Source organism: Shinella kummerowiae (assembly GCF_009827055.1).
Classification (GTDB): Bacteria; Pseudomonadota; Alphaproteobacteria; order Rhizobiales; family Rhizobiaceae; genus Shinella; species Shinella kummerowiae.
In genome coordinates this window covers 112,750-138,747 of the sequence record NZ_WUMK01000010.1, presented here as the reverse complement: position 1 = coordinate 138,747, position 25,998 = coordinate 112,750, and the positions used below count along the sequence as shown (strand labels likewise).

General features: G+C 61.9%; 24 protein-coding genes. 16 read left to right on the top strand and 8 right to left on the bottom strand.

Translation table 11 applies throughout. The annotated features are described in order from the left end of the window. Window positions 1-13 precede the first annotated feature (13 nt). From GR138_RS24335 to GR138_RS24305, 7 genes are read right to left on the bottom strand one after another with little or no spacing between them, the layout of a single operon-like run. Window positions 14-853: a carbohydrate ABC transporter permease gene (locus tag GR138_RS24335; RefSeq protein ID WP_160861859.1), complete on the bottom strand. Its 840-nt coding sequence runs from the start codon at window positions 851-853 to the stop codon at window positions 14-16. 1 nt (window position 854) lies between these two features. Then, complete coding sequence (locus tag GR138_RS24330) at window positions 855-1,763, bottom strand: carbohydrate ABC transporter permease (protein ID WP_246200674.1); 909 nt, start codon at window positions 1,761-1,763, stop codon at window positions 855-857. Window position 1,764: 1 nt separating this feature from the next. Continuing rightward, window positions 1,765-2,838 carry an ABC transporter ATP-binding protein gene (locus GR138_RS24325; protein WP_160861858.1) on the bottom strand — a complete coding sequence of 358 codons (1,074 nt, stop codon included), beginning with the start codon at window positions 2,836-2,838 and terminating at the stop codon, window positions 1,765-1,767. Then, complete coding sequence (locus GR138_RS24320; RefSeq protein ID WP_160861857.1) at window positions 2,835-3,761, bottom strand: ROK family protein; 927 nt, start codon at window positions 3,759-3,761, stop codon at window positions 2,835-2,837. The genes GR138_RS24325 and GR138_RS24320 overlap by 4 nt, the downstream gene beginning before the upstream one ends. Beyond that, window positions 3,758-4,543: a 6-phosphogluconolactonase gene (locus GR138_RS24315; protein WP_160861856.1), complete on the bottom strand. Its 786-nt coding sequence runs from the start codon at window positions 4,541-4,543 to the stop codon at window positions 3,758-3,760. The genes GR138_RS24320 and GR138_RS24315 overlap by 4 nt, the downstream gene beginning before the upstream one ends. Further along, entirely contained in the window at window positions 4,540-5,415 is an 876-nt protein-coding gene (locus tag GR138_RS24310; RefSeq protein WP_160861855.1) for a TIM barrel protein, read from the bottom strand. Before GR138_RS24310 ends, GR138_RS24315 begins: the two co-directional genes overlap by 4 nt. A 23-nt stretch (window positions 5,416-5,438) precedes the next feature. Then, complete coding sequence (locus GR138_RS24305) at window positions 5,439-6,701, bottom strand: ABC transporter substrate-binding protein (protein WP_202402835.1); 1,263 nt, start codon at window positions 6,699-6,701, stop codon at window positions 5,439-5,441. A gap of 240 nt (window positions 6,702-6,941) precedes the next feature. On the opposite strand from GR138_RS24305, the gene GR138_RS24300 reads away from it, so the two are divergent. The 11 genes from GR138_RS24300 (at window position 6,942) to repC (ending at window position 18,538) form a co-directional block, all read left to right on the top strand. Further along, window positions 6,942-7,607, top strand: a complete 666-nt coding sequence (locus GR138_RS24300; protein WP_160861854.1) for a GntR family transcriptional regulator — start codon at window positions 6,942-6,944, stop codon at window positions 7,605-7,607. Further along, entirely contained in the window at window positions 7,604-8,464 is an 861-nt protein-coding gene (locus GR138_RS24295) for an ABC transporter permease (RefSeq protein ID WP_202402819.1), read from the top strand. The genes GR138_RS24300 and GR138_RS24295 overlap by 4 nt, the downstream gene beginning before the upstream one ends. Next, window positions 8,461-9,249 (top strand): ABC transporter permease, encoded by a 789-nt coding sequence (locus GR138_RS24290; protein WP_160861853.1) that lies wholly within the window; start codon window positions 8,461-8,463, stop codon window positions 9,247-9,249. The genes GR138_RS24295 and GR138_RS24290 overlap by 4 nt, the downstream gene beginning before the upstream one ends. Window positions 9,250-9,280: 31 nt before the next feature. Beyond that, a complete protein-coding gene (locus GR138_RS24285) occupies window positions 9,281-10,309 on the top strand; it encodes an ABC transporter substrate-binding protein (RefSeq protein WP_160861852.1) in 1,029 nt (342 codons plus the stop codon). An 86-nt stretch (window positions 10,310-10,395) separates the two neighbouring features. Beyond that, window positions 10,396-11,490, top strand: a complete 1,095-nt coding sequence (locus tag GR138_RS24280) for an ABC transporter ATP-binding protein (protein WP_246200672.1) — start codon at window positions 10,396-10,398, stop codon at window positions 11,488-11,490. Window positions 11,491-11,504: 14 nt separating this feature from the next. Beyond that, complete coding sequence (locus tag GR138_RS24275; RefSeq protein WP_246200670.1) at window positions 11,505-12,200, top strand: RraA family protein; 696 nt, start codon at window positions 11,505-11,507, stop codon at window positions 12,198-12,200. Further along, window positions 12,193-12,915 (top strand): HpcH/HpaI aldolase family protein, encoded by a 723-nt coding sequence (locus tag GR138_RS24270; protein WP_202402818.1) that lies wholly within the window; start codon window positions 12,193-12,195, stop codon window positions 12,913-12,915. Before GR138_RS24275 ends, GR138_RS24270 begins: the two co-directional genes overlap by 8 nt. 27 nt (window positions 12,916-12,942) lie before the next feature. Further along, window positions 12,943-14,571 (top strand): 5-guanidino-2-oxopentanoate decarboxylase, encoded by a 1,629-nt coding sequence (locus GR138_RS24265; RefSeq protein ID WP_202402817.1) that lies wholly within the window; start codon window positions 12,943-12,945, stop codon window positions 14,569-14,571. Window positions 14,572-14,921: 350 nt separating this feature from the next. Next, a complete protein-coding gene (gene repA, locus GR138_RS24260) occupies window positions 14,922-16,109 on the top strand; it encodes a plasmid partitioning protein RepA (protein ID WP_202402816.1) in 1,188 nt (395 codons plus the stop codon). A 74-nt stretch (window positions 16,110-16,183) separates the two neighbouring features. Beyond that, window positions 16,184-17,170 carry a plasmid partitioning protein RepB gene (gene repB / locus GR138_RS24255; RefSeq protein WP_160861849.1) on the top strand — a complete coding sequence of 329 codons (987 nt, stop codon included), beginning with the start codon at window positions 16,184-16,186 and terminating at the stop codon, window positions 17,168-17,170. Window positions 17,171-17,323: 153 nt separating this feature from the next. Then, window positions 17,324-18,538 carry a plasmid replication protein RepC gene (repC, locus tag GR138_RS24250; RefSeq protein ID WP_160861848.1) on the top strand — a complete coding sequence of 405 codons (1,215 nt, stop codon included), beginning with the start codon at window positions 17,324-17,326 and terminating at the stop codon, window positions 18,536-18,538. 587 nt (window positions 18,539-19,125) lie between these two features. Here the strand turns inward: repC and GR138_RS24245 are convergent. Further along, window positions 19,126-20,082 carry a recombinase family protein gene (locus GR138_RS24245; protein ID WP_160861983.1) on the bottom strand — a complete coding sequence of 319 codons (957 nt, stop codon included), beginning with the start codon at window positions 20,080-20,082 and terminating at the stop codon, window positions 19,126-19,128. Window positions 20,083-20,495: 413 nt separating this feature from the next. On the opposite strand from GR138_RS24245, the gene GR138_RS24240 reads away from it, so the two are divergent. Genes GR138_RS24240 through GR138_RS24220 form a run of 5 tightly spaced genes read left to right on the top strand, consistent with a single transcriptional unit; the run spans window position 20,496 to window position 25,976 of the window. Further along, window positions 20,496-21,332, top strand: a complete 837-nt coding sequence (locus tag GR138_RS24240) for a MurR/RpiR family transcriptional regulator (RefSeq protein WP_160861847.1) — start codon at window positions 20,496-20,498, stop codon at window positions 21,330-21,332. A gap of 23 nt (window positions 21,333-21,355) precedes the next feature. After that, window positions 21,356-22,477 (top strand): ABC transporter substrate-binding protein, encoded by a 1,122-nt coding sequence (locus GR138_RS24235; RefSeq protein ID WP_160861846.1) that lies wholly within the window; start codon window positions 21,356-21,358, stop codon window positions 22,475-22,477. Between the two features lie 54 nt (window positions 22,478-22,531). Continuing rightward, window positions 22,532-24,277 carry an ABC transporter permease gene (locus GR138_RS24230; RefSeq protein WP_160861845.1) on the top strand — a complete coding sequence of 582 codons (1,746 nt, stop codon included), beginning with the start codon at window positions 22,532-22,534 and terminating at the stop codon, window positions 24,275-24,277. Continuing rightward, on the top strand, window positions 24,274-25,374 hold the full coding sequence (locus GR138_RS24225; protein ID WP_160861844.1) for an ABC transporter ATP-binding protein: 1,101 nt from the start codon (window positions 24,274-24,276) through the stop codon (window positions 25,372-25,374). The genes GR138_RS24230 and GR138_RS24225 overlap by 4 nt, the downstream gene beginning before the upstream one ends. Further along, the gene (locus GR138_RS24220; protein WP_160861843.1) at window positions 25,371-25,976 is read left to right on the top strand and encodes a histidine phosphatase family protein; all 606 of its coding nucleotides are present in this window, start codon (window positions 25,371-25,373) and stop codon (window positions 25,974-25,976) included. Before GR138_RS24225 ends, GR138_RS24220 begins: the two co-directional genes overlap by 4 nt. Window positions 25,977-25,998: the final 22 nt, after the last annotated feature.

Here is a 25,998-nt window from a genome sequence, read left to right as displayed (position 1 = left end):
GAAAGAACCTTTCTTACCCTTTAACGGCGCCGGCGGTGAGGCCGGAGACGATGTATTTCTGGAAGAGCAGCGCCAGCACGATCAGCGGCACCGTGACGATGGTCGACGCGGCCATGATCGCGCCATAGGGGAATTCGTAGCGGCTGGAGCCGGAGATCAGGGCGATCGCGACCGGTACCGTGCGGTTCTCGTCGGTCAGGATGAAGGTCAAGGCGAACAGGAATTCGTTCCACGAGGCGATGAAGGCAAGCAGCCCCGTGGAGATCAGCGCCGGCCCCATCATCGGCAGGAAGATGCAGCGCACGATGCGCAGCGGCGAGCAGCCGTCCATAATGGCCGCCTCCTCGATCTGCCGTGGCAGGTTGCGCATGAAGGTCGTCAGGACCCAGATGTTGAAGGGCAGCGTGAAGATCATGTAGGCGAAGATCAGCGAGCCCAGCGTGTTGTAGAGCCCGAGCCAGCGGATCATCTCGAAGAGGCCGGAAAGCAGGGCGATCTGCGGAAACATCGAGACGGCGAGGAACAGGAACATGATCGGCGAGCGGCCACGGAACTCAATGCGGCCGAGCGCATAGGCGGCAGCGATCGCAAGTCCCAGTGACAGCGCCACGACGGATGCTGCGACGATCAGTGAGTTCATCAGGCTGCGCAGGAACACACCGTCCGACAGGATTGCCTCGTAGTTGTTGAACTTCAGGTCCGGCAGGAAGGTGACGTCGAAGATTGCCTGGCCGGACTTCAGCGAGGAAGCGATCATCCAGTAGAAGGGAAACAGCGTGTAGAGCGCGACCACGCTGAAAAGCGCGTAGATTGCGAGGCGGTGAAGCCGTCTGTTTGTCGTACTGCGCACCATGTCACACCCCCAGGAGTCGGCGGTTGAGCCGGAAAACGGTCACGTAGACCGCGGTGACGATCGCGATCATCAGGAAGATCGCGGCACTGGCTGCCGAGCCGACGCCCATGTCCTGGAAATTGACCAACACCTCGCGGGCATAGATCGACACGGTCTTCGTGTCGTCGCTGTTGGAGGAGAGCACGAAGCTCAGGTCGAACATGCGCAGCGCATCGAGCAGCCGGAACAGCACAGCGACGGCGATGCTGGGGGCAAGAAGCGGCAGTGTCAGCGCCGTGAACTGCCGCCATTCCGACACGCCGTCGATCGAGGCCGCCTCATAGATGCTCTTCGGCAGCATCTGCAGCCCGGCGAGGATGAGCAGCACCATGAAGGGCGTGGTGATCCAGACGTCGACGGCGATGATGACCGGCATGACGAGATTAGGGTTCGCCGTCCAGGCAATGCCGTTGTCAATGAAGCCCATGAGCTTCAGGACATGGTTGAGGATACCGAATTGGTCATGCAGCATCCATTGCCACATGCGCGCGCTGACGACCACGGGAATGGACCAGGGGATGAGAATGACGGCGCGCATCAGTCCACGGCCGGAAATATGGGCGTTCAGGAGAAGCGCAATCGCCAGCCCCAGCGCAGTCTCGATCGACACCGAGATGACGGTGAAAAACAGCGTGTTGCGCACCGACTGCCACCAGAGCGGATCCTCGAATAGCGTGAAGTAGTTCTCAAAGCCGACATAGCCGTAGATGTCCGGCTCGGTGAGGAAGGCATCGGTGAAGGAAAAGAGGAAGGTACGCCCGAGCGGCCAAAGCGCGACCGCAAAGAGCACGACAAGGCTTGGCACCAGAAACAGCCAGGCCGTTCGCGCCCGTGTGGCATTGAGACCGATGCGCATCACACCCCGCGCCATGTCAGGCCCTCCCCGGAAGAAGCGCGCGGTCTTCCTTGTCGAAGACGTGCGCCCGCTCGTGTTTCCAGCCGACCAGCGTCGTGGCACCCGGGCGGATATCCGGCTTTCCCTGTGCCTTCACAACGATCGATCGGCCATCGCCGACGTTGAGATGGACAAGGGATTCTCCCCCAAGTGGCTCGACGAGCAGGACCTCGGCCTCCAGTGTCGCATCGCCGCCACCGAGCATCAGGTCTTCCGGACGGATGCCGAGCGTGACGTCGCCTGCATAGTCATAGGCAACGAGGTGGTGGCGCCGGCCGGAGAGCGACAGCACGCTTTCCTCTCCCTCGCGCGCCAAAAGACCGGGTAGGAAATTCATTCGCGGCGAGCCGATGAAGCTAGCGACGAAACGGTTGGCCGGACGCTCATAGAGCTCCATCGGCGTCCCGACCTGGGCGATATCGCCGTCTTTCAAAACGACGATGCGATCAGCGAGCGTCATCGCTTCCATCTGATCATGCGTGACGTAGACGGTGGTGGCCTTTACCTCGCGGTGAATGCGGGCGATCTCGACACGCATTTCCATGCGCAGGTCCGCATCGAGATTGGACAGCGGCTCGTCGAATAGGAAGAGTTTCTGCTGGCGTACCAGCGCGCGACCGATCGCAACGCGCTGCTGCTGGCCGCCGGAAAGCTGTGCCGGCCGACGCTCCAGCAGATGATCGATCTTGAGGAATTTCGCGGCCTTGACGACGCGTTCGCGGATTTCGGTGGCCGGAAGCCGGGCGGTCTCCAGCGCAAAACCGAGATTGCGCTCGACATTCATGTGCGGATAGAGCGCATAGGACTGGAAGACCATCGCAATGTTGCGCTTGGCCGGTGGAGTCTCGTTCATTCGGCTGCCGGCAATGCGCAGCTCGCCGTCGGAAATCTCTTCGAGCCCGGCGATCATGCGTAGCAGCGTGGACTTGCCGCAGCCCGACGGACCGACGAAAACGACGAATTCACCCTCGGCAATCTCGAGATTGACGCCGTCGATGACGGTCAGCGCGCCAAAACGTTTGACCACATTGATGAGATCTATACCGCTCATGGCCGGTCCATCCTGCTCGTTGTCTTGTGGGCCATCGCCGCCACCCCGATGGCGCAGGCCGTGTCACCGATGAGACTCGGCACGATCGGCATGTCCCTGGCGCCCTCAGCCCAGATGAATTGGCGCGTCAGCGCGGCGAGACGCGGTGTCACCTTGGGATCGCTGCCGATGCCGCCGCCGAGGACAAGCACGGCGGGGTCCAGCGTGTTGATGAGCTGGCCAAGATAGGAGGCGAGCGAGAGAAGCGCGTTGGAGACCATCTCGGCCGCTCGCGGATCCTTTGCTTCCGCCTCGAAAAGTGCCAGCGCCGTGGTATCCGGGCGAGCGATGACCGCGCCATAGCGCTCGCCGAGCGCCTTGCCACCCGCAAAAAGCTCTAGATTGTGCCGCACCGCCCGATCCTGGTTCGGCCCGTCGAAGGCGACGAGATCGCTGCCGGAGAAGTGGATGGCGAAGCCGCGCGCCCCCTCATAGGGCGCACCGCCGATGACCAGAGAATGGGACAGGCCGGTGGATATGGTGACATAGACGAAGGGGTCGACGTCCTTGCCTGCACCCATCCACCCCTCGGCGAAGGCGGCAGCCCGCACATCGCTGTCAATGTGCAAGGCACCATAGGTGCCGAGACGGCTGCGATAGTCGAGGCCACGCCAATCGAAATTCCAGGCCGAGGCCGGCTCGCCGTCGCGCGTCACGAGTTCCGGCAGGCAGATGCCGAGCGCGGTGGCCTCGAGTGCGTCTTTGCACGCGAGGCCCCGCATGGCCGCCGCCAGATCGCAGACGAGATCAAGGACTGCGGCGCCACCAGTCTGGCAGGGCGTCGCCTCGGTACGTTCGGCGACAACCGCACCATCCGAAAGCCGCACGATGCAAGCCTTCGTCTTGGTGCCGCCGACATCGATGCCGATCGCGTGTCGTGTCATGGCTCTGTCCTGGCCGCAGTATCGGCGTGCAGTTCGACGTTTTGGCATTCGATGGCGATCGTCGCCGGCCAGGAAGGATCATAGGTAGTCGCTGTCGCAAGTCGGCGGAAAGCCTCTCGCTTGCCTTCGCCCCAGACGATCATCGCGACCGACTTGGAGAGCGAGGCGATCGAGCCGATGCCGATGGTCAGGCCGTGAGTCGGCACCTCGTCGAGGCCCTGGAAATCCGGAAAGGTCGCGAGGTTGTCGCGCCGGGTCTGCTCGGCAAGCGTCACGATGCGCGAGCGGCTGTCGCGGGCCGAACCGGGTGGATTGAAGGCGATATGACCGTCGCCTGCGCCGGACGCCAGCAAGAAGAGATCGATACCGCCAAGGGCCGCAAGCTGTGCGTCATAGGCCTCGGGCGCGGCAATGGCGGGCATGATGAAGTTCACGTCCGGCAGATGCATCGCGTCGGGCAGCGCGCTGTTTATCCGGCCAACGATTTCCCGCTGACCAAAACCGCGACAGGAATAGTGTGCGGATGACGGAGGCAGGGAGAAGCCCGCTGGCCCAGAGAGCAAATATTCGTCCATCATCGCAATGACGAGGTTCGAGCAATCGACCGGGGCGGCGGCAAGCTGACGCTCCAGCGCGACATAGACCGGCATCGGGCTGCGCCCGCCCGGGCAGCCAAGCACATAGGGCCGGCCGGCCGCATTGGCGGTGCGCAGTTCGGCGAGGATACGGGCTGCGAGATGGTCCCCGATCGTGGCGGGGTTTCTATGGATCGCGATTTTCATCGACCGGCACGCCCCTGAAACAGAGAAGAAACGAAGGCGTAGTTGCGGGCGGCGATTACCTCGGGTGTATCCGGATGTTTCGGTGCAAGATCCTGCTCGACGACCAGCGGACCGTCGTAACCCTGCGCCAGCAGCGTATGCATGAAATCGGCGATATCCACGACCCCGCGATCAAGATCGGTCATGATGCCCTCTTCGAAGGCGCGGTCGCAGTGGATGTTTTCCGCCAGAACCTTCTCCCGGAAGGCACCATCGACATTCTTGAGATGGATGGCGTTCATGCGTGCGGCGTTGCGCAGGAAGAAGGCTTTGGGATCGGCCTTCCAGTACGCGTGGTGGCCGGTGTCAAGGCAGAGCCCGACCAACGCCGGATCCGTTTCGGCAAGCAGCCGTTCTATCTGATCTTCATGCTCGATGCAGGTGCCGACATGGGGGTGGAAGCTGAATTGCAGGCCATGTTCGCGCGCAATACCGGCGGCCATCATGGTCTGCTCAACGACAGTGCGCCAGCCGGCTTCATCGACGACGCCCATCTGGGCTTTCGGATAGAATTCCGACTCGTCCATCAGGATAAAATGTGTGCCACCCACGCTGGAAAGCAGGGCGCAAATCTGGTGTGCCTTGTCTGCCAGTGTCGCCGCCGTATCCGGGTCCGCCAGTGTGTGGACATGGGCCGCCGCGACCACCGAGAGGCCGCGGCGCTCAAGCTCGTGCGAAAGCACCTTTGCGTCGGTGGAAAAATAGCCGTAAGGGCCAAGTTCGGTATGCCGGTATCCGGCCGCAACGATGCGGTCGAGATAATCGGTCCAGCCGAGGTCGTTGCCAACGGGCCAATAGACGCCCCAGCAGCACGGTGCGATCGCGATATTCACTGTCTTTTCCTCGATATGTCGGCTTACCAGCCGCGCTTCTTCAGCCGCTCCAGATCGCTGCTCACCTTGGCGAGCGCATCCGGTGCGCTTTCCTTGCCGCTCAGCACGTTGTGAACGCCATTGAAGATGCGCTGCGAGACGCGGTTGTAGGAGGCACCCGTGACCTGCGAAGGCCGGGAAGCGCTTTCCGCATAGGCCTTTTCGGCGAAGCGCAACGAGGGGTTTTTTGCCAGGATTTCCGCGTCCTGATAGAGCGCTTTCAACGTCGGGCTATAGCCCTGCATGGCGCGACGCTTCTGTTCCTTGGCGTTGGTGAGATAACGAACGAGACTGACGGCCGCGTCGGTATCATCGGCGTATTTGGAAACGCCCAGCAGGCCGGCGCCGTAACAACCACTTGACTTTTCGCCTTCCGCGCCGACTGGCAAGGCCATGACGCCAACCTTGCCGAGCAGTGAAGACCCTTCCGCCTGGCTGGTACCCCAGACATAACCCCAGTTGCGATGGAAGACCGAATTGCCCGCCTCGAAGACGCCGCGGGAGCCTTCCTCGTCATAGTTCAGCACACCTTCCGGGCTGATGCCACCGATCCACGAGCGGGCAAGATCGAGTGCCTCGACAGCCTTGGGATTGTTGGCCGTAATGGTGCCGTCGGGCGCAATGAACGTACCGCCGCCATAGGAGGCAACCCATTCCAGCGCATCGCAGGTCAGGCCCTCATAGGCGCGGCCCTGCCAGACATAACCCCACATATCCTTGGTGCCGGCGGCACGCTCCTGTTCCTGGATGGACTTCGCCGTTTCGGTCAGTTCGGCCCAGGTTTTCGGTTCGGCCTTGCCGTATTTTTCGAGCAGGTCCTTGCGATAGAACATCAGGCCGGCATCGACGAACCATGGCATGGCAAGCAGCTTGCCCTCGATCGTCGAGTCGGCAAGCGCGGCCTCGAAATGCGCCGAAAGCTCTTCCTTCGGCACCTTCTCGTTCAGGTCGACAAGGTGCGAGGCAAGCGCACCGACCCAGATATTGTCGAGCGTCAGCACGTCGATATCGCCGGATTTTCCGGCAAGAAGCTGCTGGTACAGCGGCAGGGCTTCGCCCCAGTTCGCCGGCATCTTGTTGATCTTGACCGTGTTGCCGGTCTCTTTCGCCCAGGCCTCGGAGGCCGACTGGCACAATTCCAGCTCGGCACCGGCCGAACTGCAGAAGATCGACACTTCGGCCGCTGTGGCAGAGCCACCCCAAAGGACTGCGCCAACAAGCGCCGTCGTTCTCAGAAATCCATCCAATTGCACCGTGTTTCCTCCCAGAACGCGTTAAGCACAAGCAAATTACTATACCGTCTGGACGGTTTAGTAAAGATGCGAAAAACATTGAGCGGATGTGACGGATAGGGCTCGTTCTCGGTTGTCACCTCTCACTGCGCCGCCTGCCGCAGAAGCGATTGACAACAAATATTCCGACGATATCTTAAAAATATATTTTTGGAGTATCAGACCGTGCCCCTGCCGTCGAACACGAAAATGCGCTTGAGCGATGTCGCCTACCACGGGCTGCGCACTGCCATTATCAAGGCGGAGCTGCTGCCGGGATCGCCGATCGACGAGAAGGAATGCATGGAGCGGCTGGCTGTCGGCCGCACGCCGCTGCGTGAGGCACTGCAACGGCTGGCCCAGGAAGATCTGCTGCTCGCGGTTCCGCAGCGCGGCTATTTCGTGTCCTCAACCTCGGCCACCGACTTCTTCCAGCTCCAGGAATTTCGCCTTCAAGCCGAGCTCTGGGCGACGCGGCTCGCTGCTACGCGCATTAGCGATACACAGCTCGATTCTCTCGCTGCCCTGATCAAGGAGGCGCGCGCCGGTGTCGAAGCCAAGCGCATGGAGATCGAATGGCACCTCGGCATCGACGAGGAGATGCACAGGCTGATCGCCGAAGCGTCGGGAAATGCCTATCTCATGCAGGCTCTGACCCGCCTCTATGCGCTTTCGGTCCGCAGCCTCTATGTCTCCCGCATGCCCGTGGCGCTGCTGTTCGAAGACTTGCAGGACATGGTCGTGATCCATGAGGCACTCGCCGACAGGGATCCCGAACGCGCCGAGGCGGCGATGCGGGCGCATCTTTCCGTCAGTGCCACCAACCTTATCCGGCCGGTCGAATCCTCGTCCCGGCAGGTCCGTATGGAGGTCCGGAAATGATCGCCGCGCGCCGAGGCAACCTTCTGACACTGGCCCTTCTCGCCCCGTCCCTCCTCAGCGCAATCCTTCTTTTGGTCATCCCGATCTTGATCGTCATCGCCTTTTCCTTCGCCGAGCAGGATACCTATGGCGGCGCGAAATTCGGCTTCACACTGGCAAGCTACCAGGAGCTCTTCCAGGCGATCTACCTGCCGATCTTCCTCAATTCACTCCAACTCGCGGCCGTCTCCACCCTCGTCTGCCTGCTCGTCGGCTATCCGATCGCCTATTTCATTGCACTGCGCGCCGGGCGCTACGCCGGGCTGCTGCTGGCCCTTCTCCTCATTCCGTTCTGGATCGATTTCATCGTGCGCATGTCGGCCTGGATGGTGCTGCTCGGCCGCAATGGCACGATGAACAGCGCACTCGTCGGCCTTGGCTTCATCGAGCAACCGGTCCGCATGATCGGCACCTATCCGGCCGTGCTGGTCGGCATGCTCTACGCCTTCCTGCCGACGACCGTACTGCCGATCCACGCTGCATTGAACGGGCTCGACAAGCGGCTTCTCGAAGCGGCCGATGATCTCGGCGCCACGCCACTGCAATCCTTCTGGCGGGTGACGTTCCCGCTGTCGCTACCCGGTGTCATGGCGGCGATCCTCTTCGTCTTTGTGCCGGCCATGGGCGTCTATGCCATTCCGGTCCTGCTCGGCGGCGGCAAGAGCATCATTCTCGGCAACCTGATCGTCCAGCTCTTCCTCGATTTCCGCAACATGCCGCTGGGAGCCGCCGTTTCCGTGGTGCTGCTGGCGATCTCGTCCGTGATCATCGTCGGCTACATGCGCGTGCTGCGCTCGGTCGAGGAGGCACGGGCATGAAGAAGTTCATCGGTCTCTACGTTCCCGCGGCAACGCTCATCGGCTATGTCTTCCTCTTCGCACCGCTGGTGGTGCTGGTGGTCTACGCTTTCAATGCCGGCCGGACAACCGTTGTCTGGGAAGGCTTTTCGCTCGCCTGGTTCGCCGAAGCGCTCGGTGATCGCGGACTCCGTGCTGGCCTGAAGGTCAGCGTCATCGTCGCTGTCGCCGCGGCGGCGCTCGCCACCGCCATCGGCACCAGTGCGGCCCTTGCCGTGGTCAAGCGCCCGTTCGCTGGAAAAAACCTGTTTTCGACGCTGATGATCGCACCGCTCGTGCTGCCGGAAATCGTGCTCGCCGTCGGCCTGCTCGTCGCCACCGTCTGGACCGGCATTCCGCTCGGCTACGGCACGCTGATTGCCGGCCATGTGCTCGTGTCGATCCCGTTCAGCTTCCTCATCGTGCGGGCCGCCGCCTCCGGCCTCGATCCGCGCCTCGACGAGGCGGCGGCCGATCTCGGCGCCAATGGCAAGCAGGCGTTCCTGCGCGTGACGCTGCCACTGCTGGCGCCTGCCATTCTCTCGGCCTTCCTGCTCTGCGCGGTGATCTCCTTCGACAATTTCGTCATCTCAACGTTCGTGTCAGGTGTCGGTACCACGCCGCTGCCGATCCAGATCTACGCCACCCTGAAGACCGGCCTGACGCCGAAGATCAATGCGCTCGGCGCGATGCTGATCGCCGTCAACGTCCTCGTCATCATGGTCGTCATGGGGCGCTATCTCAGGACGATGCGCAAACCATCATAAGACCACCAACCAAGAAAAGGGGAATACAACAATGAACAACTGGAGAATCCTCCTTACATCCGCCAGCCTGCTTGCTTTGACATCGGCAGCATCGGCCGCCGAACTCAATATCTATGCCTGGTCCGGCGAAGTACCGCAGGAGATCGTCGACGACTTTTCGAAAGAAACCGGCATCACCGTGACCTTCGACACCTATGATTCCAACGAGACGATGATGGCGAAGCTGTCAGCCGGCGCCAGCGGCTACGACCTCATCGAGCCCAGCCAGTACACCGTGCAGGTGCTCGCAAAACAGGGTTTGCTGCAGGAGCTGGACCACGCCAAGATCCCGAACATCGGCAATCTCGGCGCGCCCTTCAAGGAGGTCTCCTACGATCCCGGCCAGAAATGGTCCGTGCCCTATATCTGGGGCACCACCGGTTTTGCCTATAACGAGGACTGCGTAAAAACACCGCCGACGAGCTGGAAGGCGCTGTGGGACCCGCAGTACGAGGGCCGCATCTACATGCTCGACAATATGCTGGCGGCTTACATTGCGGGGCTTCAGGTCAACGGCTTCGACGCCGGCACCACCAAGCCGGAGGAAATCGAGAAGGCGACCCAGTCGCTGATCGAGCAGAAGAAGGTGCTTGGCGGCTACAACAGCACGAACTACGGCGACCTGCTCGCGTCGGGCGAGGCCTGCGTCGTGCAGGGCTGGAACGGCTCGATTGCCCAGGTTACCGCGACCAATCCGAAGGTGAAGTACGTCATTCCGGATGAAGGCGGCTCGATGTGGATCGACGGTTTCGCCATTCCCACCTCCGCGAAGAATGTCGAAGAAGCCTACAAGTTCATCGACTACATCATGCGGCCCGAAGTCGCTGCAAAGGCGGCCAACCTGTCGAAATCGGCGACGGTGGTCGACAAGGCCAAGGCGATGTTGCCGAAGGATGTGGCGGAGAATGCCGCGATCTATCCGCCGGAAGACAAGCTGATGAAGGCGGACTTCATCCTGGATGTCGGTGACGCCACCAAGCTCTACCAGGACGGATGGACCAAGGTGAAGACCGCGCAGTAACGCGCCGGATCATCGGCGGCCGGGCGCAAGTCTCCGGCTGCCCTTCCCTTCCTCACCGAGTTACAGATGATATGCCGCCTGACATCATGACAGAGCCGGCCGGCGCAAGCCGTGTCGCCATCGAACTGATCGATATCCGCAAGGCCTTCGGTGCGTATGCCGCCATCGACCGGCTGAACCTCACCATAAAGGCGGGCGAGTTCTTCACCTTCCTTGGCCCGTCCGGCTGCGGCAAGACGACGACGTTGCGCATGATCGCCGGTTTCGAGGAGCCGACCTCCGGTCGCCTGCTGCTTGACGGCAAGGAGGTGACCGGCGTGCCGGCCCACCAGCGCAACGTCAACACCGTGTTCCAGAGCTACGCGCTGTTTCCGCACCTCAATGTCGGCGAGAATGTCGGTTTCGGCCTCTCGGTCAAAGGCGTTGCGAAGGATGAGATTCGCGAGCGGGTGAAGGCCGCGCTCGAAAGCGTGCATATGGCGCACGCCATCGATCGAAAACCTTCCGCGCTGTCCGGCGGCCAGCAGCAGCGCATCGCACTCGTCCGTGCGCTGATCAATCGGCCGTCTGTTCTGCTGCTAGACGAGCCCTTTGGTGCGCTCGATCTGAAGTTGCGACGCGAAATGCAGATGGAGGTGAAGGAGATGCAGCGCCGTCTCGGCATCACCTTCATCTTCGTCACCCACGACCAGGAAGAAGCGCTGACCATGTCGGACCGCATCGCGGTGATGAACAACGGCGTCGTCCAGCAGGTCGCTGGCCCGGTCGATCTTTACGAGCGCCCGGCCAACCGCTTCACCGCCGGCTTCATCGGCGACATGAACCTCATCGAGGCCCGCATTGCCGGCCGCACCGGCGACCGGTTCACTTTTGACGCCGCCGGTAGCCGGATCGATTTTCCCTGCGACTTGCCATTGCAGCCCGGCGACCCCTGCACGCTCGCCATCCGCCCGGAGGCGCTGCATTTCGTTGAGGGCGACGCCGGCGGGTCGGTGCGTTTTCCCGGCACAATCATCGACGCCGTCTACATCGGTACCGACACCGTCTATGGCCTGGCGCTTGCCGATGGCAGCCGTATCACCGCCCGTGTGCGCAACGGCGGCGACCAACCAATCCCGAAACCCGGAGCACCAGGCATTCTCGCCTGCGCGCCCTCCGCGATCAGACTTCTCACGCAATAGGATGCCCCTTCATCATGTCGATCAAATCCTACCGGATCGCCGATCCCGCGCCGCAACTCGATGCCGGTCTCATGGCGCGCTTTGCCCGCGTCGAAGCCGCGACCGTCGGCCACTACCTGCATGATCGTTTCATGCGCAATGACCTGCGCCCGCTGATCGATGGCGTGAGGGTGGCGGGCACCGCGCAGACCGTCTCGATCCCTGGCCCCGATTCCACCCTGCTCTACCACGCGATGGACCGGGTGCGGCCCGGCGATGTCCTCGTGATCGACCGGGCGGGCGACGAGCGCCACGCCGCCTGGGGCGGCTTCATGGCTGCTGTCGCCAAGGAGCGCAGGCTTGCTGCCGTCATCATCGACGGCATGATCACCGACCCGGCCGCAATCCGCGAGGCCGGCGTGCCGACCTGGGCGCGTGGCGTCTCGCCGATCACCACCAAGCTGCTCAATCTCGGCGGCGGCTACAACATTCCCGTCTCCTGCGGCGGTGTCACCGTCAATCCGGGCGACGCGATCCTTGCCGACGACTGCGGCATCCTCGTGCTGCCGCCGGCAGAGGTCGCGGGCATTGCCGATATCGCGCTGGCGGACCAGGAAGACGAGGGAAGCTGGGTGGCGCGCATCAATGCCGGCGGCACGTTGCAAGAACTGGTCGATATTGCCGGCATGATCGCCGACCGGCAGAAGAAGGATGGCACCGCCCATGGCTAACGCGCTCGACAACCTTGCCGTCTGGCTCTCGACCCCGCACCAGGCGATGATCGAAATCGCCCACGACATCGGCTACCGCCACATCGTCCTCGACATCGAGCATGGCCTGTTCGACCTCGAAGCGCTTGACCGCATCCTGGCGCTTGGCAAGGCGCTCGGCATGACCATGCATGCCAAGGTGCTTGGACCGGAGGCGATCCCGATCCAGCAGGCGCTCGACATGGGCGCCGACAGTGTCATCATTCCCCATATCGGCGATGTCGAGCACGCCCGCCGGGTGACCGCTTCGGCCAAGTATCCAACCCTCGGTACACGCAGCTTCTCCGGCACGCGGCCGGCCCGCTACGGGGGCGTGAAGCCGGATTACTACGACACCGAAAACGCCAAGACGCGTTGCTATCCGATGATCGAATCCGCTGCCGCTCTCAAGGATGTCGAGGCAATCCTCGCGCTCCCCACCGTCGACGGCCTGTTCGTGGGACCGAGCGATCTTTCGCTTGATTCCGGTCGCGGCGCCTATCGCAACACGGATGCCGACAAGGCTGACCTCCGCAAGATCGCCGAGGCCGCGCGAAAGGCCGGCAAGCCGTGGATCATGCCCGCATGGTCGCGCTCCGAGCGCGCCTTCGCCCAGGAACTCGGCGCAAGCCTGATGGTGGTGGCCGACGAATACGGCTCCATCTGGACCGGCCTCGAAGACGCAGCAAAACCCTGAAAACCATTTTCCCGAACGGATTCCATTATGAACGAGACCATTTCCTGCGGCAGCCGCCTGATGCAGATCCTGAAGGCCTATGGCGTCGACACCGTCTTCGGCATGCCCGGCGTGCACACACTCGAAGCCTATCGCGGCATGGATGCCGCCGGCATCCGCCATATCGGCGTGCGCCATGAACAGGGCGCCGGCTTCATGGCCGACGGCTATGCCCGCATGTCGGGCAAGCCGGGCGTCTGCGTGCTGATTTCCGGACCCGGCGTCACCAATGCCGCCACCCCCATCGGCCAGGCCTATTCCGACAGCGTGCCTATGCTGGTCATCACCTCCGTCGCGGCGAACAAGGATCTCGGCATGGGCCGCGGCACGCTGCACGAGATCACCGACCAGTCCGCTGTCACCCGTCCCCTCACCGCCTTCTCGGAAACAGCCACCAATCCAGAGCAGGTGCGCGAATATATCGCCCGTGCCTTCGCGCTGTTCGAAAGCGGCCGCCCGCGCCCGGTGCATGTCTCGATCCCGCTCGACGTGTTCAAGGCGCCCGACGACAGGCCGGCAAGCCGACGCACCACAGCGCGCCGCCGCGCGCCCGATGCCACACAGGTCGAGACGGCCGCCGCGATCCTCAACGCGGCGAAACGCCCGGTGATCCTTGCCGGCGGCGGCGCGGTTTCGGCAGCGACCGAGGTCAGGGCGCTGGCGGAAAAGATCGGCGCAGCAGTGGTGCCGACCATCGCCGCCAAGGGCATCCTGCCGGACGACCACCCGCTCGCCCTGGAGGTGACGGCGGATCGCGGCGCCACCCAGGCCTTCGTGCGCGATGCCGATGCGGTGCTGCTCATCGGAACCGAGCTTGCCGAACCCGACATCTGGCTTGACGGACCGCTGCCGATGGTCGGCAGGCTCATCCGCATCGACATCGACCCCGCGACGCTGGTGCGCGACTATGATGTGGACGTCGCCATGGAGGCGGATGCGAAACTGGCCGTGGCAGCGATCACCGAAAGGGTCTCGCCGGCGAAAGGCTTCAAGGACAGCAACGCCATTGCCGAACTGCGCGCCACCGAGCGCGACGGCCTGACGCCGCTTGAACAAAAACATGTCCGCGTACTCGACAGCCTGCGCAATGCCATCCCCGACGACGGCGTCATCTACACCGACATGACTCAGCTCGCTTATACCGGCTATGCCTTTTTCCGCAGCGCCCTGCCACGCACCTGGCATTTCCCGGCCGGCTTCGGCACGCTGGGCTACGCCCTGCCGGCGGCGATCGGCGGCAAGATCGCAAGCCCCGAAACGCCGGTCGCCGTCATCGTCGGCGACGGCGGCTTCCAGTTCACCCTCCAGGAACTCGGCACCGCGGTCGAAAACAAGCTGCCGCTCGCCATCATCCTCTGGAATAATGACAGCCTCGCCCAGATCCGCGACGGCATGATCGTTCGCGACATCCCGACAATCGGCGTCAATCAGCACAATCCGGATTTCGTCAAGCTCGCCGAAGCCTATGGCTGCCGGACCGCCGAACCGGAAAGTTTCGAGGAGCTGGAAGCTGCGGTCAAAACCGCCTTCGGCGCGGGCGGCCCGACTGTCATCCACTTGCGCGAAAATGCGCCCTTCTTGGCGACGGGCGAGACCACGTCAACTGCCAAGCCTTAGTGGCGGGTGGTCGAGAGGTTCGAACGCGCAACGGTCTACCTATTTCCAAAGGTCACATGCGCGTTTGAACACGGCGTTGAAATTTCGGCAGAGAGCTGGCGCCGCAAGATTAGGCCAGGCAGGGTGAAGATTATGCGCTCGGAATGACCTTCCGAGAAGACAGGGGCTGCGCGTTTTCGAAACCGCGCCGGCCGGCAATGCTGCTGCACAAAGCCTTGGCTGCGATAGCGGGCAGATGGTGTTAAGGTCCTGGCAACCCTATTTTCCTTGCCAGAATCGGGGAATCGGGTAACTGTCACGATATTTCGTACGAAACAGCGATAATATCGTGATTAGAGGCAGATCCCTAAATGAACGTGAAAATGGCCACTTCGGAAAAAGTGACGAGTTTCGCGGATACGATTCTCGAGCAGGGTAGCGACATCTCCTCGAAGCTCGACATGTTGCGGCAGGAGAAATTCCCGCCGAACGCGCAAAAAACCCTTCGCCAGTTCTCGCTTGCTGAGGTCGCCGAATTTGTCGGCGTATCGCAAAGCTATCTCAAAAAACTGCACCTGCAGGGCAAGGGCGTCGAGCCCAGCACCACGTCGACTGGCCGCCGGTACTATACCGCACATCAGATGAACGAGTTGCGGACGCTGCTCGACCGCGCGCCCCATCGCAAGGGCACTGAAAAGCTTCAGGTTCTCGCGGTGGTGAACTTCAAGGGCGGTTCCGGCAAAACGACCACCGCGGCCCATCTGGCCCAATATCTTGCTCTCAGAGGCTATCGCGTATTGGCGGTCGATCTCGACCCGCAGGCATCGTTGACGGCGCTGTACGGCATACAGCCGGAGCTCGACCAGAACGCATCCTTCTACGAGGCCCTTCGCTACGACGATCAGCGCAAGTCGATTGTCGACATCATACAGCCCACCAATTTCCCCAATCTGGACGTGGTGCCGGCAAATCTTGAGCTGCAGGAATACGAATACGACACGCCGATCGCCATGCAGCGCAAGGATTCGAACGCCGGCAAGCTGTTTTACACGCGCATCGGCGATGCCCTGGGCGAGGTTGATGAGCAGTATGACGTCGTCGTTGTGGATTGCCCTCCCCAGCTTGGCTACCTCACACTGACGGCCCTGACGGCCGCGACCTCGGTCCTCATCACGGTTCATCCGCAGATGCTGGACATCATGTCGATGTCGCAATTCCTCCTGATGCTCGGCGACATCTTGAAGAGCGTCGAGGACGTCGGGGTAAATGTTTCGCTCGACTGGTTCCGATACTTGATCACGCGTTATGAGCCCATCGACATCCCACAGCAGCAGATGGTCGGGTTCATGCAATCCATGTTTGCCCAGCAGATGATGAAGCATCACATGGTGAAATCGACCGCGGTTTCGGATGCCGGCCTGACGAAGCAAAGCCTCTATGAAGTCGAGAGGGCTCAGTTTACAGCAGCGACCTACGATCGCGCGCGGGAATCGATGGACGCCGTCAATGCAGAGGTCACCGAACTGTTGAACAGGGTTTGGGGGCGGCGCAGTGCGTAATCGGTTGTCAGCCGTACAGACCCCGATTTTCTACAACGATACGCGCGCGTTGAACGCGCTCAAGGAACTTTGAGATGGCTCGTAAGGACGTCTTTGCAAACATCACGGCCCCACAGGGCTCCGGCACCGAACGCCGCGCCGCGCCGGGCTACGCAACGCGTGGTGCCTCGCGCTCGATGATCAATTCCTTGCACGAGCTTGCCGAAAAAGCAGCACTTGCCGACCAGAACCAGTCGGCGGACGCGATCGTTGAGCTGGACACCGCTTTGGTCGAAAACTCGTTTGTCTCCGATCGCCTTGGAGACGATGATGCAGCTTTTGCCGAGTTGCTGGAAGCAATCAAGGAGCGCGGCCAGGATACACCGATCCTGGTGCGCCCTCACCCGACGACCGACGGCCAGTACCAAATCGTCTTTGGCCATCGTCGCGTTCGCGCAGCAAAAGCCTTGGGACGGCCGGTCCGTGCCATCGTCCGGGAGGTGTCGGACGGCGATCACGTCATCGCCCAGGGGCAGGAAAACTCCGCTCGCGAAAACCTGTCCTTTATCGAACGCGCGATCTTCGCGCACAAACTCCTGTCCCTCGGACACGATAGGCCGACGATCCAGGCAGCCCTGTCCGTGGACGCACCGATGCTGACGCGCATGCTGTCGGTAAGCAGCCGGGTTCCCAAGACCATCGTGGAGGCGATTGGGGCAGCGAAGGGGATTGGCCGGGACCGGTGGATTGACCTCGCCCAGCAGATCGAAAAGCCATCGGCTGCGGCCTTGGCCGAGGAGCTTGTCACAAGCAACACGTTCGCACCGCTGCAATCCGACGCGCGGTTTGAATTCGTAGCCAATGGCATCAAGAAGGCTGGTCGTCTGCCCAAGCGGCAAAAAGCCGGTGGAGAGTGGCAGGCCGGGGACGCAAGCGTGCGCGCGGAATTCCAGGGCGCCGGCAAAAGTTATTCGATTGCGCTCAAGTCCCACGATGCCGGCCGCTTTGGCCGCTTCATCGCGGACAACCTTGAGCGCCTGCACGCAGAGTTCCTGACGTCAACAAAAGCTGAAGAAAGGTAGATCGCAAAAGAAAAAGGCCCCCAAACGGTTACCCGTGGAAGCCTCTCTCCGAACTAGACACTCAGAGAATCGCATTTCCACGAATCCTAGTCAAGAGACTTTGACGCCAATTTTGGTGAGCGGATTTCTTTTGCCTTTTGAAAGGTGAAAGACATGCAAAGTGGAAGCGTAACGACGCCCTTTGGGCGGCGGTCAATGACGCTTGCGCTGGTGAAAAACCAGTTCAAGACCGCCGATGTCACCCGCGGGAAATCCGTCGACAAGTGGAAGGTCTATCGCGACGCGTGCGAAGCCCGTTCCTTGCTCGGCCTTAGAGACCGCGCCCTTGCCGTGCTCCATGCACTGCTGTCCTTTTATCCCGAAACCGATCTCCGGGATAAAGCCAATCTCATTGTGTTTCCATCCAATGCACAGCTCACGGCGCGGGCGAACGGCATTGCGGGAACGACCCTGCGCGAAAACCTCGCACTGCTCACGCAGGCAGGTCTTATCCACCGCAACGACAGCCCGAACGGCAAGCGCTACGCACGGAAAGCCCGAGACGGATCGATCGAGGCCGCTTATGGGTTCAGCTTGGCCCCGCTCCTCGCCCGCTCCGGAGAATTGGCGTTGCTCGCGCAGCAGATCGCCGAGGAAAACAGGCGCCTGAAGCTCGTCAAGGAACGCATCACGATCACCCGGCGAGACATCCGAAAGCTGATGACGGCCGCGATCGAGGAAGGTGTCCCTGGCGACTGGGAGATGGTCGAGACCTATTATCTCGCCGCGGTAAGCGAGTTGCGATCGGCAAGAACCCTGCAAACTCTCACAGAGTGCCTTGATGATCTCCTCCTCCTTCGCAGCGAGGTCATCAACATGCTGGAAAACCAAATTATTCCGGAAAAATCCGTCACCAATGACAACGATATCCGTCAGCACAAACAGAATTCAAATACTGAATCTATCATTGAATCTGAACCGGGCTCTGGAAAAGAGCTGGGTGGCTCGTCGGGCGCAAATATCGAACGCCGTACGATCCAGGCTCCAACCTTCCCGTTAGGAATGGTACTGCGTGCTTGCCCGGAGATCGCCATGTATGCGCAAACCGGCGCGGTTGCCGGATGGCGTGATCTGATGACGGCCGCCGTTGTCGCCCGTTCGGCACTGGGAATAAGTCCCTCCGTCTACCAGCACGCCTGCGAGACCGTGGGACCAGAGAATGCTGCGGTTCTGGTGGCGTGCATCCTTGAGCGAGCGGAGCATATCAATTCAGCCGGCGCTTACCTGCGTGATTTGACCGAGAAAGCGCGACGCGGAGAGTTTTCCCTCGGGCCGATGTTGATGGCTCTCTTGCGCTTGCAAAGTGATGGCACGCGACAAACAGGCTGAGAAATCGTTGTGGCGCGCTTGCCTAACGGCATTGCCGTGAGCAGTGGCCTTGCAGTTTGATGCAGACATAACGTCTACCCGCCGCCGGAAAGAGGCCTGAATCCAATTCACTGGATCCGGTCGCCGATAATGACGTGAAGGCTATCCGGTAGCAGGACGCCATGAAAACCCATTTCCAACGGCGACCGAGATTTGTCAGCCGTACAAATACCTGTTTTCACCAATACTTTCAGTTGGTTGGCGCGATATAGCACCTGGACTGAGGGCAATTGGGCCTATCCAATTGCGGTTGCAGCGTTAAGCTGCTGTGGAGACAGGTAAAGGCCAGAAGGTTGGATTGGATGAATACTCTCCACGCGCTTGGAGGGCCAAGTGGGCTGATTACGCCGACGTCCCGTGGGGTGGCAACTAAGATGGCGAGCACAGGGAAATATGCTGACCGTGAATCGTCGTCCTTGGTGGAATTGGTCTCGCCAGACCGTGTTCAGTGCGGGGCTCTTGGCTCAGTTCGCCTGAATGGTTGCACCAATGGCAGGTCGGTAGCCGAAGTTCGCCTCGTTTCCTGTATTGGCTCATCCGCTGCCCCCTCAAGAACGCATGAAGCCAAGACGGCGCGCATCGTCCAACAATGCCCTGACCGATGATGGCTGCCATTTCCGGCCCCCTCGCGGTGGCCTTTCACTCATTTGGTCCAGCCGGGCAGCAATCCCGCGCAGCGACAGATCCGGGTCCGCAATGGCGATCCTGGCAACGACCTGCGCCAGATGATGCTCAGGAGGTCGTCGTGGTGACCGGGCAATCAGTTCCGGTTCGACAAGTTTCTCCCGTGCCATTCGGTGGACGGCGCGACGTAAGCGCTCGACGGTCCAGTCCTGTCCCTGACGATTGAGGATCAGCACGACATTCTCCCAGCTGTGCTGCGGCCGCAACTGGCGCACCATCGGCAGCCATGCCGGTGCCGACGCGATGAGATCCTCGAGGTAGGCGCGCTCGCGGGCCAGGGAGAGAGCGCGGATTGCTTCCGGCCGCCGTTCCCGAAGGCCGGGATTGCCCGCAATCTTGCCACGCGCCTTGGCCGCCTTCATGCCGGACTTGGTTCGCTCCACGAGCACCGCGCGCTCGAGTTGGACGACTGAGCCAAGCACCAGCAGGGCGAATATCCCTTGTGGTGTGGAGGTATCGATCGGGTCATGCAAGGAGCGGAAATGCACGCCGCGCTTTTGCAAGTTTTCGATGACATCAAGCAGATGGCTGACCGATCGTGCCAGCCGGTCCAGGCTTACGACTACAAGAACGTCGCCGGCAGCGAGATCGGCGAGAAGCCTAGCCAGCATTGGTCTCGCACTGGATGCGCCGGACCCCTGTTCGTGATGGATACGCTCGCAGCCTGCCGCCCGCAACGCGTCGACTTGTGTGTCGTTGAACTGATCGTCCGGCGAAACACGCGCGTATCCGATCAGCCTTTGTGGTGGTGGGGAGGCGCCGAGGTTTGCAGCTTTTGCCAAGGCTTTTGTGCTTTCCGAAAATTGTACAAATAAGAGCATATCAGAAAATATACCTTTGTAGGCGTGTTTGTTGGTCGAGTGAGAGTCCGCACAGCGCGAAATCGACACGGTCGTGGGTTCCGGGCTGTCGGCATCTCGAGACAACGCCTGCGGCCAACAGCGGGCGGAATTCGATGGGCCGGCTATTTGGAGGCGTTGGCAGGCAAACCGGTGACACTATCGGCGCGTGTCCTGCCGCCTATCGCGGTCAGCGGGCCTTTTCTGGCCGGCATTGAGACGCTGTCTGATCCGCCGGATATCGGAAAGCTTTATACGCGGTGCACGGGCTCTCTTAGACGATAGCACGGCTGCTCACCCTTGCAGCGCCTTGCAAGGAATCTTGCTAAGCGCGTATTGACTGCAAGTTTACTTGCGATAACGATTGGGGCTGCAAACAATCGTATCGAGCGCCCATGACCATTCTGGATCGCATAAAGGCCAAGTCCAAGAAGCTAACGGTAGCGGATCAGAAGTTGATCGCGGCCATGCTGGAGAACCGTGCGGAGGCGGCGTTCCTGTCCGGGCCGCAGCTTTCCCAACGCGCCAGCGTGCACGAGGCAACGGCGACACGGCTGGCGCAGAAGCTTGGCTACAAAGGGTTTCCTGATCTGCGCTCCGAACTTCAGCGTGAGGTGCTGCTGGATCAGGATGCTGCCAACCGCATGCGCCGGTCGGTCGCCAAGGTCGAACATGGCGATTATCTGACCGACCTTATCGCCGCCGAGATCACGGCGCTTGAGACGCTCGCCCGGTCGGTGCCGCAGGCGGATGTGGACCGCGCGGCCGATATGGTCTTCGAGGCACGTCGCGTCTTCGTGTTCGGTCAGGGGCATGCGCAATCCGTTGCCGGTTTCCTGCAGCGCCGGTTGGATAGGTTCGGCATGACGACGATCGCGCTGACCGGGCGCGGCCGCGACATAGCCGAGCGCCTGGCCGCCATGGAGGCGAATGACATCGTTGTTGCGCTTGCCTTTCGCAAGCAGCCGCAAAGTTACGCGCCGCTTATGCGCCACGCCGCACTTGTCGGTGCACGGACCATCCTGATTTCGGACCTTGTCGGGCCACTCATGGAGCCGTCCGCCGATCTCATGCTGGCGGCGCCGCGTGGGCGCTCGGGAAGCGAATTCCAGACGCCGACGATCCCCTTCGCGATCGTCAACGGCATCGTGCTGACGATCGCCGGACGGCATGAGCGGGAGGTCATCGGACGATTGGAAAAACTGTCGGAGCTATTCAACGACTTCGACTGATTGATAAAATGGAGGAGGAAACCATGATGAAACGCTTATACGCATCCGCCATCGCGGCCTGTTTCGTTCTGCCGGGGTTGGCTCTCGCGGATGATCTTGACGGCCTGACGCCGCAGCAATTGCTGCCGCTTGCCCAGAAGGAGGGCAGCGTCACCGTCTTTTCGCTGTCGAGCCGCATCGCCAAGGTGGAAGCGGCCTTCGAGGCCGCCTATCCGGGCGTCGACCTGATCGGTCTCGATATGAGCTCGACCAAGCAGATCGCACGTATCGAAGCCGAACAGCAGGCCGGGGTCCATGCCGTCGACGTGCTGTATATCGCCGATACACCCGTCGTCTTCACGAAGCTTCTGGAGGGCAAGCGCATCGTGAACTACGTGCCGCCGCGTGTGGAGAGCGAGCTGGAGGACCGCTACAAGGCGCCGCTCCTGACGCAGCGCCTCTCGACTAAGGTATTGATGTATAATGAAAAAGCCTTTCCAGACGGCTCGCCGGTGAGCAACCTCTGGCAGCTGACTGAGCCTGAATGGCAAGGTCGGGTGCTGATGGTCGATCCGAGCCAGCGTGGTGAACTGCTTGATCTTCTGACGGAGATCGCCCTGCATCCGGACGAGATGGCCGCTGCCTACAAGGCGCACTACGGCAAGGACATCGAGATTGAAGAAGGCCTTGAAGGTGCGGGTGAGCAATTCATCAAGGCGCTGTTCGAAAACGATCTGATCCTGGTGCCCAACAGCGATGTGCTCAACAAGTCGGTCGGCGACGCGAATGCCAAAAACCCGCCGGTCGGTTTCGGCACCTATTCGGATCGCCGCGACAATGAAAAGGAAGGCTGGGCGTTACAGGTCGCCAACAATGTCGAGCCGGCGAACGGCATCCTGTTTCCGGCGGTCCTGACGATCGCCGACAAGGCGCCCCATCCTGCTGCCGCCCGCCTGTTGATCGACTTCATGTTCGGTGATGACACACCGACCGGTGGAGCGGGTTTCGAACCGTTCAACGTGCCGGGCGACTATGCCACGCGCACCTCCATTGCCCACCATCCCGATTCCGTGAAACTGGGCGAATTGAAAGCCTGGACGATCGACCCGGCGAAGACGGCGGCCGCGCGCGGGCGGATCGGCGACCTCATCATCACGCTTCAGTAACGGACCCGCAGACCGGAGTGCCAAATGGTATGCCGGTCTGCGCGGAGGGTTTTCATGACATCGACTTCGCTTTTCGTGCCATCGGGCAGCCGGCTGCTCCGATCAGGTTTCCTTTTGCCGGTTCTTCTTGTCGCAATCGTTGCCATACTTGTGGTGGCGCCGCTCGCCCGCATCGTGCTCTCCACGCTGACACCGGAGGGGATGGCGGCGTGGAAGGCCGTGCTGGCCAGCCCGCTTTCCGCCAATCTGTGGTGGCGGCCGCTGTTCAACACGATGATCCTCGGCTTCAGCGTCGCGAGCGGCTGCCTGATCATCGGTGGCTTTCTCGCCTGGCTTGTCGTGCTCACCGACGTGCCTGGACGGCGTCTCATCGGCATGATGGCCATGCTGCCCTACATGATTCCGAGCTTTGCTGCGGCACTTGCCTGGGGCACGCTGTTTCGCAATTCCCGCCTTGGCGGCTCCGCAGGCTTTTTCGAGACCAGTGGCCTTGCCATTCCCGACTGGCTGGCCTGGGGGCTCATCCCCACGGCGATCGTATTGATCGCGCACTACTATTCGCTCGCCTATACGATCATTGCTGCGGCGCTCAGTTCGGTCGGTGCCGATCTCGTCGAGGCCGGCCAGATGGCGGGTGCAAAACGCCCCCGTATCTTCTTCGGCATCATTCTGCCGGTCGTGACGCCGGCGCTGATCGCCGCGACCTCACTGACCTTTGCCGGTGCCGTCGCCAATTTTGCGGCGCCCGCCTTGCTTGGCCTGCCGGTGCGCATGCAGACCCTTTCCACCCGTCTCTTCGGCATGATCGAGACCGGGCAGAACGAACGCGGCTTTGTCATCGCGCTGCTGCTGATTGCCGTTTCGGCGCTGTTCCTCTTCCTGTCCGACCGTCTCGTTTCCGGGCGCAAGGCCTTCATCACCGTCACCGGTAAGGGTGGGCGCACCAAACGCTTCCCGCTCGGAGCCTGGCGCTGGCCGCTCTTCGCCGTCGCCGCCGCCATTGGCCTGCTGACCACCATCGTGCCGGTGCTCGTGCTTGCCGCATCCAGCCTTGCGCCACAGAGCGGGGCGCTGTTTTCCAACTGGACGCTGCATTTCTGGATCGGCGAGGGCGGCGGCGAGATGGCGCAGGGCCAGGCCGGCATCTTCCGCAATCCCGTTCTGCTCGATGCCATCTGGAGCACGATCCGCCTGGGCCTCGTCGTCGCCTTCACAACCATGTTGCTGGGGCTCGCACTGGCCTATACCATCGTGCAGCGCCGGGGCAGCTTGCTCGCCACGCTCCTCAGCCAGCTCGCTTTCCTGCCGTTGCTGGTGCCAAGCATCGCCTTTGCCGCAGCCTATATCGCACTGTTTGGTGCGCCGATCGGGCCGTTCCCGTCGCTCTATGGCACGTTCGTGCTGCTCGTCATTGCCGCATCGGCGCACAACCTGCCTTTCGCCGTGCAATCCGGCCGGTCCGTGCTCGGCCAGATTTCGGCCGACATCGAGGAAAGCGCCCGACTGACCGGGGCGGGTCTCATCCGCCGGCTGTTTGCGATCATCTTCCCGCTGGCGATCCGCGGCCTGTTTGCCGGGGCGATCCTCGTCTTCGTCAAGATGGTGCGGGATCTTTCGCTTGTCGTGCTGCTGTTCACGGCCACGTCGCCGGTGCTCAGCATGGTTGCCTACCGTTACGCGGCGGAAGGCTTCATGCAGTTTGCCAATGCCATCACCCTCGTCATCCTCGTGGTCTGCCTCGCAGCCTCCTTTCTGGCTCACAGTCTGCAGAACCGCGTTCAGAAGTGGAAAGAGTCATGAACGCCATCGCGACAGGCGCCGCGAACGCCATCCAGATACGCAATCTCGTCAAACGGTTCGGCACCTTCACTGCCGTCAAGGATGTCGATCTTTCGGTTCCGGCCGGTTCCTTTCTCGTTCTCGTCGGCCCCTCGGGTTGCGGCAAGTCGACCTTGCTGCGCATGCTGGCGGGGCTGGAAAGCCCGAGCGAAGGGGAGATCGCCTTCGTCGGGCAAACCGTTTCCAGCGGCGCGGGTGGCGTCATTGCCGATGCCGGCCGGCGCAATGCCGGTCTCGTCTTCCAGAGCTACGCGCTCTGGCCGCACATGACTGTCGCCGGCAACATCGCCTGGCCGCTCAAGGTTGCGAAATGGCCGCGGGAGAAGCGTGCGAAGCGGGTCGCGGAAGTGCTTGCCCTGCTCGGTATCGACGTCCTTGCCGAGCGATACCCGGCGGAAATCTCCGGCGGTCAGCAGCAGCGTGTGGCGATCGCCCGCACGATCGCGCCGGAACCCAGCATCCTGCTCTTCGACGAACCGCTTTCCAATCTCGATGCCAAATTGCGCATCGAGATGCGCAGCGAATTGATGCGCATCCACCGAGCCACCGGCGCCACGTCCGTCTACGTCACGCATGATCAGGTCGAGGCGATGACGATGGCGACCCATGTCGCCGTGCTCAACAATGGCCGCGTCGAGCAGTTCGGCAGGCCCATCGACCTCCTGCGCAACCCCGAAACGAGCTTCGTCGCGACCTTCCTGGGCACACCGCCGGCAAACTTGCTGCCGGTCCGTCGCGTGGGCGAAAACCTGGTCTTCGGCGAGACTGTGCTCGCGCCGTCGAGCCTTGCTGCCGGGCGCGATGCGGTGCAGCTGCTCTATCGTGCCGAAGATGTCGGCGTCGGTGTGGTGCCCGGTGTACCCACGCTCGTGGCTCGTTTTGCCGAGGCCGCGCCGATCGCCGGGCGCACCATGGTGACGGCGACGATCGACGACCTGCGGGTCACCGGCATGGCCGACGGTTATTTCAGCGCGATCCCCGGAGAGCCCGTCGCCCTCTCGTTCATTCGCACACCCGATGCGGTCTTCGCGACCACAGGAGAAAGGATACATCAATGAGGCTGATCCTCATGCGTCATGGCGAGACGGAATGGAACGCCGAACAACGTCTCCAGGGCCAGGACAATTCGTTGCTTTCCGAGCGCGGGATTGCCCAGGTTCGGCGCTTCCGCCCCTATGCCAAGGCACTGCAGCCTGCCCGCGTCATTGCCTCCGATCTCGGCCGGACGCGGCAGACGGTCGCGCTCATCGGCCACCCGGAGGCGCCGTCCGACGAGCGGTTCCGTGAACTGGACATGGGAGAGTGGACCGGGCGGCGCAAGCCGGACCTGATCGCCGAGCGGCCGGACGATTACACGGCCTGGCGGGCCGGCACGTTCACGCCGGTCAACGCCGAAACCTGGATTGCGTTTCGCAAGCGCATCGCGGACGGCGTCGGGGACTGGATGTCACGCACGCGCGGCGATCTGCTGATCGTCGCGCATGGCGGTGTCATCCGCGCCGTCTGCCACGAATTCCTCGATCTTCCGCCGTCGCGCGTCGTCCCGGTGACGCCGGGAACCGCGACCATTCTCAACTTCCCTGCCCGCGACAGGATGGCCGCGCAACTGGAGGGATACAATATCGGCTCCGTAGCCCCCGACATTTCTGTCGCCGACTGACGCCTGCGACGGTCGCGCTGTC